This window comes from Paraburkholderia sp. BCC1876, assembly GCF_902833695.1.
Lineage (GTDB): Bacteria > Pseudomonadota > Gammaproteobacteria > Burkholderiales > Burkholderiaceae > Paraburkholderia.
Window position 1 is genome coordinate 1 of record NZ_CADFGI010000017.1, and the last position, 12,443, is coordinate 12,443.

Genomic DNA, 12,443 nt, shown 5'->3' on the forward strand with positions numbered 1-12,443 from the left:
CGTCACCGCTGACGAAATCGGCCTCTGTTAGCGTGACGGCGCCATTACCCGGATACACCGGATCAGCGATCGGACAACTGGCCTCCGGCTCGTTTGCCTTCGGCGCCGCGCACCATTGGTCAATCAGTGCAAGGTCGTTGATACACGCATAGTTGCCCATCCCGCCGGGCGTATTACCCACCACATCGAGACGGCACGTCTTCGATCCCGGCGTCGCACCGGACTGCGCGTAGAGCGTGAGACAGTCTGTCGCATTCGCGCCGAATGCGACCAACAGCAACGCGAACATGGCGAAAACGCGCGCCAGGTTTCCCGTCATTCCGCAAAACGGGTTCTCATTTTTCATACGTTCCCCTTCTTTGTCATGCGTCGTTAGAAATCCGTAACGACCAGACGCTGAATCAGGGAGATAAAACTCAGAATAAGAGAATTCGGAAAAACGAAAATTTGAAGCGCATCTTTACGAATGTGCGGAATTAACAGGCAGCACTCGGAAAGAGCTGCGCGCGATGCCATCTATTCCTACACGGCACGCCCAGACCTCGACATGAAGCTGAAGAAAAATCCAAACGATCAAAGTTAGCGATCGAGACACGCCGCGAATGCGGCGTCGATGACGACACGCCCTGCAGAAAAACCCGCCGAGCGTTAAAGTGAATCTCCCCACCCCACAGCGAGAAAATCACCATGGATCGCGAAGCATTCACTGAAAGCCTGACGAAAGACGGTTTCCCAGAAGCCGTGGTGACCAGGAAGGAACCCAACATCACGATGGCCGTCCACACGCATCCCTTCGAGGCCAAAGCGTTGATCCTGGAAGGCGAGCTGCACATCGTCTGCGGCGACGAAGAACGGTTGTACCAGGTCGGCGACGTCTTCCACCTGGCGGCGAACAAACCGCATTCAGAGCGCTACGGTCCGAATGGCGTGACGTATCTGGTGGGAAGGAAAGAGTAGAGAACTGCAGACAGGCAACTACGGGCGAGGCGATTCCGGTTTCAATCTCAAACATCGAAACACGCCACGCCCGCAGAGAGAAAACGTAGATTCAAGCGCCCAACAACACCCCAGTCCTGAACGGGCGCGTCCCCGTCACGCGGCCCAACGGCGCACCCGTCGTCACGAAGCGAATCGCGCGGCGCATATAAAACACGCCTTCGGTATTGCTCGAAATCGTGGTGGTCTCATCCGTCAATGGATCGACGATATCGAACAGCGCCTGCCCAACGCGAATCGTCTCACCAATCTTCGCGCGATGAATGAGAATCCCGCTGACCGGCGCATAAAACTGCTCACTGCCGGCGAGCGGCGTCGCCGGCGACAGCAACGCGGGCATCGGTTTCACTTCACGTCGAATCGCCTTACGCCACACCAGATAATCGACAATCGCATCCGCGTCCTCTTGTGCCACTTCGTAGGACACATCGCGCTGACCGCGGCATTCCACCGTCACCGCAATCGCACCGTTCGGCACCGGTTTATCCGCCGGCATGTCCTGCTGCAATTTCCACCACAACAGGCTATGCGTCTCGTCGAACGATTCGCCGCCTGAGTTCGTCGCCAGCAACGACGCCTGCGCGCCAAGATACCGCGACAAAGGCTCGAACTCCGGCCACGCTGCTTCGCTGGTGTAGAGATGCATCGCCGCTTCCAGCGAGCAATGCAGATCGATCACCACGTCCGCATCGTACGAAAGCTTCAGCGAAGCCCATTGCAGCGACTCGAACTCGGTCGACGGTTTCTGCTCGGCCAGTTCCTCGGCAATCAGCTTCCGCACGAGCCGCACGTTTTCCGCGGCGTCGGAACCCAACACCTCTTTGGCCCGCGCGTTCAACTTCGTGAACTGCAGGAAATGGCGATTGAAGTTCTTCCCGCTGCCCAGATCGAAACGTCCAAGAAACTGTCCGAGCACGTATTGCCCGAGCCCCACCGGATTCGCCACCGGCACGAGCACGATTTCCGCATCCAGCGCACCCTGCTGTTCCAGTTCCAGCAAACGGCGCTTCAGTAACACCGTCGTCAACATCGCGGGCGTTTCGTCGGCATGCAGCGACGACTGGATATAGATTTTTTGCCCACGATCCGTCGGGCCAAAATGAAACGACACCAGTTCGCGGTGCGTGCCGATAGCCGGCGAGAGAAGCGGAATCGATTGCCTGTTCATGAACGGAAAGCCTGGTGCGAAAGAGTAGGAGTAAAAGAATCAATTGCCGTACGGATCGAAGTCGAAGTACTTCTTCGCGATCTGCGCGTAAGTGCCGTCCTTGAGCATGGAGGCAATCGCTCCGTTGATCGATGCCTGCAACGCCGTCTCGTCCTTGCGGAGGCCGATGCCCACACCGTGATCGCCCATGGAAAGCGGCTCGCCGACAAACGCAAAGCCCTTGCCCGCCGGCGTGCGCAGAAAGCCGTAATCCGCTTCCACGGTGCCGAGCAATGCGCCGTCAAGCCGCCCGTTCTCCAGGTCGGCGAATACTTCGTCCTGGCTCTTGTAGGCCACCACGTGCACGCCGTTCGGCGCCCAGTTCTTCAGCGCATACGACTCGAACTGCGTGCCCGACTGCACGCCGATCTGCTTGCCAGACAACGCGTTCATGCCGCCCGCGAGCGGCGAACCTTGCCGCGCGATCAGCCGCGATTTGAATTGAAACAGCTTCGATGAAAACAGAATCTGCTGCTCGCGCTTCTCCGTGATCGCCATCGACGACATGACGGCGTCGATCTTGCGCGCCTGCAGTGCCGGAATCATCCCCGAGAATTCGAGCTCCACCCACTGGCAGCGCGCGTGAATGCGCTTGCAGATTTCGTTGCCCAGATCGACGTCGAAGCCTTTGACGCTGCCGTCGGGCGCCTTGGAGTCCATCGGCGGGTAGGTCGGGTCGATGCCGAGGCGCACGGTCTGGGGCTCGGCGGCGAACGCGCCACTGCCAAAAGTCAGCGCGGCGCTCAGGATCATCAGCAGAATTTTCATGGGAGACGGAGTGTGAGGTGAGCGGAGAACGACAGCCCTATCCTATGCCGCTCTTGTGCCTCAAAGAAGTCCCGTTCAGACTATCATGATCATTTTTACCGATCACTGGACCCCCAACCGCCATGGCGTTGACGATCTCCCAGCTGCGCGCGTTCACCGCCGTGGCCGAGCATGGCAGCATCCGCGCGGCGTCGCGGGCGCTCGGCATTGCGCAGAGCGGCATCACGCAGCAGTTGCAGAACCTCGAATCGGTCCTCGGCGCGACGCTATTCACCCGCACGAATCGCGGCATTGCGCTGACCGCGCTCGGTCAGCGTTTGCTACAGCGGGCCGGCACGATCATCGGCGAATGCGAGCGCGCCGAGCAGGAAGTGCAGCAATTGCGCGGCGATTACGTCGGCGAAGTGACGTTCGGCATGACCACGGAACCGCTCGTCGACGCGCTCGCGCCGGTGCTGACGCAATTTCGCACGCGCTTCGAGCGGGTCGCGGTGCATCTGCGCACCGGCACGTCGCGAATGATGATCTCGATGATTCGCGAAGGCACGCTGGACTTCGCGGTCGCGCTGGTGTCGAAGCAGACCGATACCGCCGACCTGTCGGTCACGCCGCTTTACCCGTCCGATCCGGTGGTGGTGTGCCGCCGGGGGCATCCGAAAGCAGGCGCGACGTCCTTGGCCGAACTGGTCGATTGCACGTGGGTGGCCACGCGTTCGCCGAATCTCACGGACGATCCGCAGGTCAGCCGTCTGCACCATCTGCTCGACAGTCACGGCTTGCCACCGCCGAACATCATCGCGACGATCGAGGGCCTGTACGAGACGCTGCATCTGGTCGGCGCGACGGATTGCCTGTCGCTGGAAGCGTCGGCGGTGGCTACGCGCGGGCCGTTCGCCAGCGCGCTCACCGTCATTCCGTTGCGCGAGCGGGCGGTGGATCAGAACGTCTGCCTGCTGCAGCGCGCGGCGATTCCGCTCACGCCCGCCGCGCAGGAACTCTCGACGATGATCGCGTCGTACACGCGCACGGTGCGGGCGCGTTGATCGTGCGTTCGGTGTAGCGCGGCGCGTCGGCAATCGTGCGAGCCAGAATCAACCGAACGTTTCGAGCGCGATCAACTCGTCGACGGTTTGGCGCCGCCGGATCACGCGCGGGTGGCCGTTTTCCAGCAGCACTTCGGGCGCAAGCGGCCGGCTGTTGTAGTTCGATGACATCGCCGCGCCGTACGCACCCGCATCGTGAAACACGACGAAATCGCCTATCTCAGGTGTCGGCATCGTCCGGTTCAGCACGACGCCACCCTCCGCTTGCGTGAAGACATCGCCGGCTTCGCAGAGCGGGCCGGCGACGGCGAACGCGTTCAGCGCTGCACCGCTCGGCGTGCCGTCGCGTTTCAGCACCGTCATCTCATGATGACTGCCGTACAGCGACGGCCGGATCAGATCGTTGAATCCAGCGTCGACCAAAGCGAACTGCCGCGACGGACGACGATTCAACGCATGCACCTCGGCAACCAGCACGCCCGCTTCAGCGACGAGGAAACGTCCCGGCTCGATTTCAAGCCTCACGCGATGCCCGACATGCGCCTCGATCTGCCGACGCGCCGCGTCCCACAACCGGAAATAATGCTCGACGTCGATACGCGCGTCGCCGGTCTTGTACGGCACCGACAAACCTCCGCCGGCCGAGATCGTTTCGATGTCGTGGCCTTGAAGGCCTTTGACCGCGTCGACCATCGCATCGCAGACCCGCGACAGATGCCCATAGTCGACGCCCGAGCCGATATGCATGTGCAGCCCAACCAGCTTCAATCGATAACGACGCACGATCTCCAGCGCCTTCGGCACGTCATCGAGCCAGATACCGTGCTTGCTGTGTTCGCCGCCCGTGTTGGTCTTGTTGCTGTGTCCGTGGCCGAAACCTGGGTTGATCCGCAGCCACACACGATGGCCTTCGGGCGCATGTCGGCCGACGCGTTCGAGCATGTCGAGCGACCCGGCGTTGACGGTAATGCGATGCTCAACCACGGTGGCGAGCGTCGTGTGATCGATCAGATCCGCCGTAAAAACCACGCCTTCAGGATCGCCGTCCGGCGTGAATCCCGCGGCAAGACTGCGTGCGATTTCACCGTGCGACACGGCGTCGACCCTCACGCCAGCGTTCCGCATCAGTTTCAGAATGTGCAGATTCGAACACGCTTTCTGCGCGTAGCGAATCACGTCGAAACTGCGCAGCTCGGCGATCCGTTGACGGATCACGTCGGCGTCATAGACCCATAGCGGCGTGCCGTGCTGCCGGGCAAGTTCGACAAGTTGTAGCGGATTGAATGGCGTCACGGTTCCCGGCTCTCGATGTTCAAGCGTTGGCATGCATGACATGATGCGGAGAAGTTGGCATTCAGTAAAATACCTATTCTTCAATGATCCATTCATTTCTGATATACCTATCATGGCGCTCACCCACCGGCATATCGAAGTCTTTCGCGCGCTAATGACGGCGGGCAGCGTCACCCGCGCCGCCGAAATGCTCTTCACCTCGCAGCCCACGGTAAGCCGCGAACTCGCGCGCATGGAGCAAAGCATCGGCTTCGCGTTGTTCGAACGCGTGCATGGGCGGCTGCGTCCCACGTTGTCCGCGTTGACGCTCTTCGACGAAATCAAGCGCGCGTATGTCGGCCTCGAAAGGGTGGCCTCCACGGCGGCGAGCTTGCGTGAATTCCAGGGCGGGCAGCTTTCCCTCATCGCGTTGCCCGCGTTTTCACATTCCATCCTGCCGGGCGCGTCGAAACGCTTTCACGACGCGCAGCCCGACGCGAGTCTGTCGATCGCCACGCAGGAATCGCCCTTTCTCGAAGAATGGCTCACGGCGCAGCGGTATGACCTCGGCCTCACCGAGCACGGCGCGCCGCCGGCCGGCACCCGCCTGACGCCCCTGCTCGAAGTGGACGAGGTCTGCGTGCTGCCCGACGGGCATCCGCTGCTGGCCAGGCGGGTGATCGCGTTGAAGGACTTCGCGAACCAGCCGTTCATCAGCCTGTCGTCGAGCGATCCCTACCGGATTCAGATCGACGAAGCCTTCGCTCGCGCCGGTATCGCGCGTCGGCAGACCGTCGAGACACCCACCGCCGTTTCCGTGTGCGGTTTCGTGCGGCAAGGCCTCGGCGTGGCGATCGTCAATCCGCTGACTGCGCTCGATTTCGTGGGGCGGCAGTTGCATATCCGCCCGCTTGCTGTGTCGCTACCGTTTCGCGTGAGTGTGATTCATCCGGAGCATCGACCAGCTCATCCGCTCGCCGGCGCGTTCGTTCAAGCGCTGCAAAGCGAGGCCGCCGCGCTGCGGCTACAATTGAAAAGTCACACCGGACGCAAGCAGCCATAACGCCGTTGTCCGATCAGCGACAGCTACGAGACGAACCGCCTTGACCGTCCTTCGCGGCGAGCGAGGCGCGTTAGGTCCCTTCTCAGCACACGGCCGTTCGCATCGCGCGAACCCACGCCGATCCACCCGGCAATCAGACCGGGCACGCTTCACGCTAAGCACCGTAGCAAACCGATTGCGGACGTGACCTGCGCATTGATCGCGCATTCGTGCCGTATGAAGTGTTCCCACGTAAGTCGTAGACCATCAACCGGAGTTTCCCAAATGATGAATCGAGACAATCCCGTCTGGCTGATCACAGGCTGTTCCACCGGCTTCGGCCGTGAACTCGCGAAGCTGGTGCTGGAGCGCGGCTGGCGCGCGGTGGTGACCGCGCGCGACGCGTCGAAAGTGAAAGATATCGCCGAAGCGCACGGCGACCGCGCGCTAGTGTTGCCGCTCGACGTGACGAACCTCGCGCAGGTCGAGGACGTGGTCAAGCAGGCGAAGCAGCGTTTCGGCCGCATCGACGCGCTCGTCAACAACGCGGGTTACGGCTATCTGGCCGCGGTGGAAGAAGGCGAAGACGCCGAAGTCCGCGCGATGTTCGAGACCAACGTGTTCGGTCTGGTCGACATGACGAAAGCGGTGCTGCCGATCATGCGCGAGCAGCGCGGCGGGCTGATCGTCAATGTGTCGTCGATTGGCGGCATTACGAGTTTCGCGGCGACCGGTTATTACCACGCCACCAAGTACGCGGTCGAAGGTTTGTCGGAGTCGCTGGCGGCGGAGGTGAAGCCGCTCGGCATCGACGTGCTGATCGTCGAGCCGGGACCGTTCCGCACGAACTGGGCGGGACCGTCGATCAAACAGTCCGCCACACTGATCGACGACTATGCGAGCACGGCCGGCGAGCGCCGCAAGCAGACCGAAGCGCGCAGCGGCAAACAGGCGGGCGATCCGGTGCGCGCAGCGCAGGCGATCATCGACGCCGCGCTGTCGGATACGCCGCCGTTGCGTCTGCTGCTTGGCAAGATGGCGCTCGAATTGGCGCGCAAGAAGCTTGACTTCATGCGCGGCGATTTTGATGCGTGGGAAGCGGCTACGGTAGGTGCGGATTATCCGGAAGGGGCGGGTTAAGGGCGCCGGATGGCCCGGCGTGTTTTGCCGGGCCGTGATTTTGTCGTGCTGTTGCTGGGGTCGATCAGCCGATCAGCCGATCCGTCGGTCGACCAAACTCAAAACTCAACCAACGCAAAATCTTCCTTGCCCACGTCGCACAGTGGGCAACGCCAATCCGCCGGCACATCCGCCCAGCGGGTGCCCGGCGCGATATTCTCTTCCGGCAGACCGGCGGCTTCGTCGTAGATCCAGCCGCAGATCACGCAGACCCATTGCTTGAAGTCATCCACCAGGACTGGCGCGTCGGCTACCGGCACGTCCGCCACTTGCGCATCCGCCGACGCGTCGAGACTCACCACCAACGGCGCGGCAGTTCCGCCGCTCGTCCCGGCGAGACGCGCCTGCAGGCTTTCCAGCAGCCGCTGCGCCTCGGCCAGCGTCAAATCGATCCAGTACGGATCGCCGGCGCCGTCATTGAGCCGCTCGGCGGAAAACTGGATTTCTACGGCTACGCCCTTCTTGTACATGGCAAATCGGAATATCGAGGAAGCCGGCAGCGCGTCCCGCAAGAAGACTTCTCGGGGAGCACACCGGCATAGGTCGGAAGCGTCAAACTGAAACTTCGCGGCGGGGTCAGACGAACTGGTTCAGCACGATGGCGGCAATCAGGCCGGCACCGCCGATGAGGCCCAGCAATTGCAGCAGAGTGAGGGATTTACGCGATGCGGTAGGGGTTTGTTGCGAAGTCACGGGCTGGGTCTTCAAAGTCGGAAAAAGCGAAATGGTACACGGGTCCGCGACCGGCACATGCCGTTTAGCGCAAACCCGCGTGCATCAGATGCAATATCGGATGCCATTATCGCCGCTCGACGGCCGCTCATTAACTACCGAACGGAGATGGACTCATTCCCCAGGCGGCGCAAAGGCAATGGCAAAACCCGCTACGAAACCACCGCCTCGCTGGCGCGTTCCGACACCACGGCCACGATCTCGGCCACCGCAGCGGGTTCGAGTGTGAGACCGATATGCCCAACGCCCGGCACGATCGTGACCGGCACCACCCGCCCCGCGTCGGCGAAGTCACCGGCAAAGGCTTCGGCATGGAACGCTTCGTCGTTAGCGCCGACCAGCACTTCGAGCGGTCGCCGCGTCGCGCGAATATTGGCGCGGTAGTGATCGTGCGGGCGGAAATTCTGCATCAGGTTGTACGAGTACTGCGGCGTGAGTTTCGCCGCCGCCTCCGGCGTCAACGCGAAGGCCACGGTGTGCAGATGATTGAACACCGTGATACGCAGCTTGTTGAGCAGAACCAGCACGATAGTCCGCGGCAGCCCCACATTCAGCCAGCCGCCGCCGCCGGGCACCGTGCTCGGCGCATTATGGTGAAGCAACGGCGCAAGCAGCACATAGCGCTCGAAGGCCAGTTGCCGTGCATCGCCTGCATAACGCAGTACGAACCCGCCGCCCGCCGAGAAACCGGCCAGCGTACGCGGCCCACGCGGCTGCACTTCGTCGAGAAAATCGCTGAGGTCGTCTTCGAGCTGGCCGATATACGCAATCGTGCCTTTCCTGCCCGATTCGCCATGGCCGCGTACATCGGGCACATAAACGTCGTAAGCGGCCGCGGCGAGCGCCTTGGCCAGCGTATGCAGGCTCACGCCACTCGCCGACGAGCCGTGAATCAGCACCACGCTGCCGCGCACCTGCGCGACGCGGCTGGCATAAAGCCGATAGGCGAGCGCGGTGTTATCACGTGCGGTGAAACGGTCTAGAGGGGGTAAATCAGAGGTATCGATCGACTTGAAAGGCGCGTTGATCGAATCGAGCGGCGGCGGCGGTTTGGGACCGCCCTTCACAAGCGCCCACGCCACAAAGGCGAGGCCCACCAGGAATACGACAACCGGCATAACCGTATGCAGTTCGGTACTCATCGAATGAGCCTCTCAGGCGATTATTTATGTTTATAGCTTTCCCGATCGATGAACCCGCGCCCCGCGCATGTGTGTTGTGCCGCCCCGCCGCCCGGCTCGCCGCTCATCGTCGCGGATGATTGTACGGTTCCAGGCGGCGCGAAAAAACTCAAATATCTGTTATTCGGTCGCAGCCCGGTCCGGCCGGTCGTGACGCGAATCCCAGAAGCGAATCACCGATGTGTCGCCCGTGCCGGCGCCCACCACCTGATCCGGCGCACCGCTTTCGCGCAGCAACGCGCGCAGTTCGTTGATCACCGGAAACACCTCGTGATTCCAGTCCGAGCCCTGCGAATCGTGTGCGCGTTGTTCGGCTTCGACGATCTCGCGGTCTTCCTTGAAGATGCGTTCGGTGAACCAGACGAGCAGCGGCCACGCCAGATTCAGCACGCCGGGAATACCCGGTTTGCGAATCGACAGCAGGCCGAACGTGCGGTTGGTGCGCTGCTCGCGATCGAGCGGCACATAGATGATCCACAGATCCATGACCAGCGTGTTCTCCGACGTGCGGATCTGCAGCGTCTGATACGGATACTGCGTGCGGATCGTCATTACGTCTTTGTCGTTGTCGCCGCCGGTCTTGCGGCTCTGGCCGAACACGATCGCTTCGCCGATCGGCTGCTGGCCGGCCATACGCGCGAACGTGTAATCGACCTCGACCCAGCCGTCGCCGCGCCGACGGCCCAGCGAGCGTGCCCGCATCTGACCCATCTGCCGGCGGTGCAGGAACTGATGGTTCATGTCCATCAGGTTCTCGTGCATGAACGAGTAATGGCAATTCACCGGACGGCCGAAACGGCGCGTCTTGTACTTCGGGTCCGAGACCGAGCCGAGCGGCGGCAACGCGCGTTCGTCGGCCAGCGCGGGATCGCCCGGAAACACGAAGATCAGGCCTTCCACTTCGCGGCACGGATAAGCGCGCACGCCATTGGGCAGACGATCCTTGCCGAGATACGGCACGTCGATGCACTTGCCCGAGCAGTCGTAGGTCCAACCGTGGTAACCGCAGCGAATCGATTCGCCCTCCACCACGCCCTGATGCAACGGCACCTGCCGATGCGCACAGCGGTCTTCGAGCGCGAACGCCTTGCCGCTCTCCGTGCGAGCCAGCACGATCGGCTCGCCCGCGAACGTCACGCCATGCGTCTTGCCGCGCTTCACTTCATGCGACCACGCGAGCGGATACCAGTAGTCAGGGTGAATACCGACGCGGCGCAGATCGCGCACCGGCGCGTTAGTCGCGGCCTGGTCCGGCGTATGCGCGTCAGCGGACGCATGAGCGCTTTTCGACGATGCGTCATGAGCCGGCGGCGCATCGATAGTTGCTTCGACGGTGTCTTGTTCGAACGGGGGAACAGCATGCATAGGTGGGGCCTCCGTGCACGAGCGGATAGAAGGTAGCCGCCTGATTACCAGCGCGGCATCGCCCGTCAGTCTACTCGAAGCGGGCCCCGCCTGGGGTCCCCGGACGCACCCTGGGCCGGCCCGGCGGGCCGTCCAGCGATGCGAGCGCGGCTTGGCGCGCCAAAAAAACCGCCGCTAGCTTTCGTCGTGCGCGACCAGCCCGGAGCGCCGTTGCACGCCCCACGAGCGTCCGCCGCGCAGAAAATGCAGCCAGCCGAGCGCTGCGCCCACGTGCCGCACCAACTGGAACGTGAAGGGCTCGGCCACGGCCGCCAGCATCGCCATGCCCAGACTGGAGCCGCTGCGCTCGCCCGTCCAGCGGCGGTAGAGATGAATGCTCCACAGATAGAACGCGAGGTCGATCGCCGTCTTGATGCCGATCACGCTAAAGATCGAGATGACGATCGCGCCATGCCCGCCGAATAGAAACGCGAGCAGCAAGCCGAACGCGGTCAGCCCGTAGATCGGCTGCATCGTGTCGATCGCCTTGACCGGCAGCATCAGCATGCCCAGCGTGCCGTAGCGCGGATTGCCGGTCATGTCGCGGTTCCAGTACTGGGTTTGCAGGAAGCCCGCGAACCAGCGGCGGCGTTGCCGCAGAAAACTGCCGAGGTTGTCCGGCGCGTCGGTGCGCGCATGCGCTTCGCCGACCACCCGCACGTCCCAGCCGAGGCCGTGATCGACCGAATAGCGGCGCAGCCGGTGAATCAGTTCGTAGTCTTCGACCAGACATGCCGGGTCGAAGCCGCCCACATCGACCAGCGCGTCGCGTCTGAACGAGGCGAACGCCCCCGAGATCAGCAGCAGACTATCGGCGCGCATCCACGCAAAACGGGCGATGAAGTTGCGCATGTACTCGTAGGTCTGGAACCACTGGAAGATGCGGCCCGACACCGTCTTGCCGCAGACCGGCACCAGAATGCCGGCGGCGGCGACCAGCTTCGGCTCACTCGCGAACGCGGCGCGCATGGCGTAAGTGGCGTCGTCGTCGAGCAGCGTGTCGGCGTCGACGGTCATTACCGTTTCCGTGGTCATCAGCGTGATCGCGGCGTTTAGCGCGCGCGCCTTGCCGCCGTGCGGCACACGCAGCCAGAAGAGGTTCGGATACAGCGCGCTCGGTGCGCTCAGCACACCGTCGGCGGCTGCGGTCAGGCCGAAGCGTTCGATCAGCAGCTCGCGCGTGTGATCGGTGGAGCCGTCGTCGGCAATCACGATCTGCGCCGGACCGTGCGTCTGCCGCAGCAACGCGGCCAACGTCACCGGCAGCACGCTCGCCTCGTTATGCGACGCGACGATCACGCCCATGACCGGCAGGTTGCGCTGGTCGTAGTCGGGTTCGAGCGGCGCCGTGCGGCGCATCAGCGGCAACGACTTCCACGTGACGAACGCCAGCAGCAACGTGTCGTACAGCACGTAGGCGATGCCGGTCGACCACGCCAATGCGCCTTTCAGAAAGAAGGCGCGCGCGAACAGCAGCACCCACAGGGCGAGCACGCTGAAATGAATCAGCGAGCTCAGCGGTGTCGTGCGACGCGGCAGGATGCGTGGCGACGCAAGGGCGAGCGCCTGTTCCAGGGTTTTCTTCAAAATGACGACGAATTCTTCGAGGCTGCGGTTAA

The 12,443-nt window shown here is 62.6% G+C and carries 11 protein-coding genes and 1 pseudogene; 4 read left to right on the plus strand and 8 right to left on the minus strand.

The window, feature by feature from the left end; translation table 11 throughout:
• Window positions 1-346, minus strand: a pseudogene (locus tag HWY05_RS35755) (RHS repeat protein); the annotation flags it as partial.
• 341 nt (window positions 347-687) lie between these two features.
• On the opposite strand from HWY05_RS35755, the gene HWY05_RS35760 reads away from it, so the two are divergent.
• Window positions 688-957: a cupin domain-containing protein gene (locus HWY05_RS35760; RefSeq protein ID WP_035560374.1), complete on the plus strand. Its 270-nt coding sequence runs from the start codon at window positions 688-690 to the stop codon at window positions 955-957.
• A gap of 91 nt (window positions 958-1,048) precedes the next feature.
• On the opposite strand, the gene HWY05_RS35765 is transcribed toward HWY05_RS35760, so the two are convergent.
• Both HWY05_RS35765 and HWY05_RS35770 read right to left on the minus strand, forming a co-directional pair.
• Window positions 1,049-2,164: a succinylglutamate desuccinylase/aspartoacylase family protein gene (locus tag HWY05_RS35765; protein ID WP_176061271.1), complete on the minus strand. Its 1,116-nt coding sequence runs from the start codon at window positions 2,162-2,164 to the stop codon at window positions 1,049-1,051.
• A 39-nt stretch (window positions 2,165-2,203) separates the two neighbouring features.
• Entirely contained in the window at window positions 2,204-2,971 is a 768-nt protein-coding gene (locus HWY05_RS35770; RefSeq protein ID WP_176061272.1) for a transporter substrate-binding domain-containing protein, read from the minus strand.
• Between the two features lie 122 nt (window positions 2,972-3,093).
• On the opposite strand from HWY05_RS35770, the gene HWY05_RS35775 reads away from it, so the two are divergent.
• Window positions 3,094-4,014 carry a LysR substrate-binding domain-containing protein gene (locus tag HWY05_RS35775; protein WP_176061273.1) on the plus strand — a complete coding sequence of 307 codons (921 nt, stop codon included), beginning with the start codon at window positions 3,094-3,096 and terminating at the stop codon, window positions 4,012-4,014.
• 48 nt (window positions 4,015-4,062) lie between these two features.
• Here HWY05_RS35775 and lysA read toward each other — a convergent pair whose 3' ends face one another.
• On the minus strand, window positions 4,063-5,307 hold the full coding sequence (gene lysA, locus HWY05_RS35780; RefSeq protein WP_244146790.1) for a diaminopimelate decarboxylase: 1,245 nt from the start codon (window positions 5,305-5,307) through the stop codon (window positions 4,063-4,065).
• Between the two features lie 112 nt (window positions 5,308-5,419).
• Between lysA and HWY05_RS35785 the strand changes: the two genes are divergently transcribed.
• Both HWY05_RS35785 and HWY05_RS35790 read left to right on the plus strand, forming a co-directional pair.
• Window positions 5,420-6,349 carry a LysR family transcriptional regulator gene (locus HWY05_RS35785; protein WP_176061275.1) on the plus strand — a complete coding sequence of 310 codons (930 nt, stop codon included), beginning with the start codon at window positions 5,420-5,422 and terminating at the stop codon, window positions 6,347-6,349.
• 264 nt (window positions 6,350-6,613) lie between these two features.
• Entirely contained in the window at window positions 6,614-7,468 is an 855-nt protein-coding gene (locus HWY05_RS35790; RefSeq protein ID WP_035560392.1) for an oxidoreductase, read from the plus strand.
• A 98-nt stretch (window positions 7,469-7,566) separates the two neighbouring features.
• On the opposite strand, the gene HWY05_RS38520 is transcribed toward HWY05_RS35790, so the two are convergent.
• From HWY05_RS38520 to HWY05_RS35810, 4 genes are all read right to left on the minus strand, one after another.
• Window positions 7,567-7,977 (minus strand): rubredoxin, encoded by a 411-nt coding sequence (locus tag HWY05_RS38520; protein ID WP_244146793.1) that lies wholly within the window; start codon window positions 7,975-7,977, stop codon window positions 7,567-7,569.
• 414 nt (window positions 7,978-8,391) lie between these two features.
• A complete protein-coding gene (locus HWY05_RS35800; RefSeq protein ID WP_035560396.1) occupies window positions 8,392-9,381 on the minus strand; it encodes an alpha/beta fold hydrolase in 990 nt (329 codons plus the stop codon).
• Window positions 9,382-9,540: 159 nt separating this feature from the next.
• A complete protein-coding gene (locus tag HWY05_RS35805; RefSeq protein WP_035560400.1) occupies window positions 9,541-10,785 on the minus strand; it encodes an aromatic ring-hydroxylating dioxygenase subunit alpha in 1,245 nt (414 codons plus the stop codon).
• Window positions 10,786-10,959: 174 nt separating this feature from the next.
• Window positions 10,960-12,411 (minus strand): glycosyltransferase, encoded by a 1,452-nt coding sequence (locus HWY05_RS35810; RefSeq protein ID WP_176061276.1) that lies wholly within the window; start codon window positions 12,409-12,411, stop codon window positions 10,960-10,962.
• Window positions 12,412-12,443 lie beyond the last annotated feature (32 nt).

Excerpts from the sequence above, each read along its gene's own strand:
- HWY05_RS35760 (WP_035560374.1), top strand. The coding sequence starts at position 688 with ATGGATCGCGAAGCATTCACTGAAAGCCTGACGAAAGACGGTTTCCCA.
- HWY05_RS35765 (WP_176061271.1), bottom strand. The coding sequence starts at position 2,164 with ATGAACAGGCAATCGATTCCGCTTCTCTCGCCGGCTATCGGCACGCAC.
- HWY05_RS35770 (WP_176061272.1), bottom strand. The coding sequence starts at position 2,971 with ATGAAAATTCTGCTGATGATCCTGAGCGCCGCGCTGACTTTTGGCAGT.
- HWY05_RS35775 (WP_176061273.1), top strand. The coding sequence starts at position 3,094 with ATGGCGTTGACGATCTCCCAGCTGCGCGCGTTCACCGCCGTGGCCGAG.
- HWY05_RS35785 (WP_176061275.1), top strand. The coding sequence starts at position 5,420 with ATGGCGCTCACCCACCGGCATATCGAAGTCTTTCGCGCGCTAATGACG.
- HWY05_RS35790 (WP_035560392.1), top strand. The coding sequence starts at position 6,614 with ATGATGAATCGAGACAATCCCGTCTGGCTGATCACAGGCTGTTCCACC.
- HWY05_RS38520 (WP_244146793.1), bottom strand. The coding sequence starts at position 7,977 with ATGTACAAGAAGGGCGTAGCCGTAGAAATCCAGTTTTCCGCCGAGCGG.
- HWY05_RS35800 (WP_035560396.1), bottom strand. The coding sequence starts at position 9,381 with ATGAGTACCGAACTGCATACGGTTATGCCGGTTGTCGTATTCCTGGTG.
- HWY05_RS35805 (WP_035560400.1), bottom strand. The coding sequence starts at position 10,785 with ATGCATGCTGTTCCCCCGTTCGAACAAGACACCGTCGAAGCAACTATC.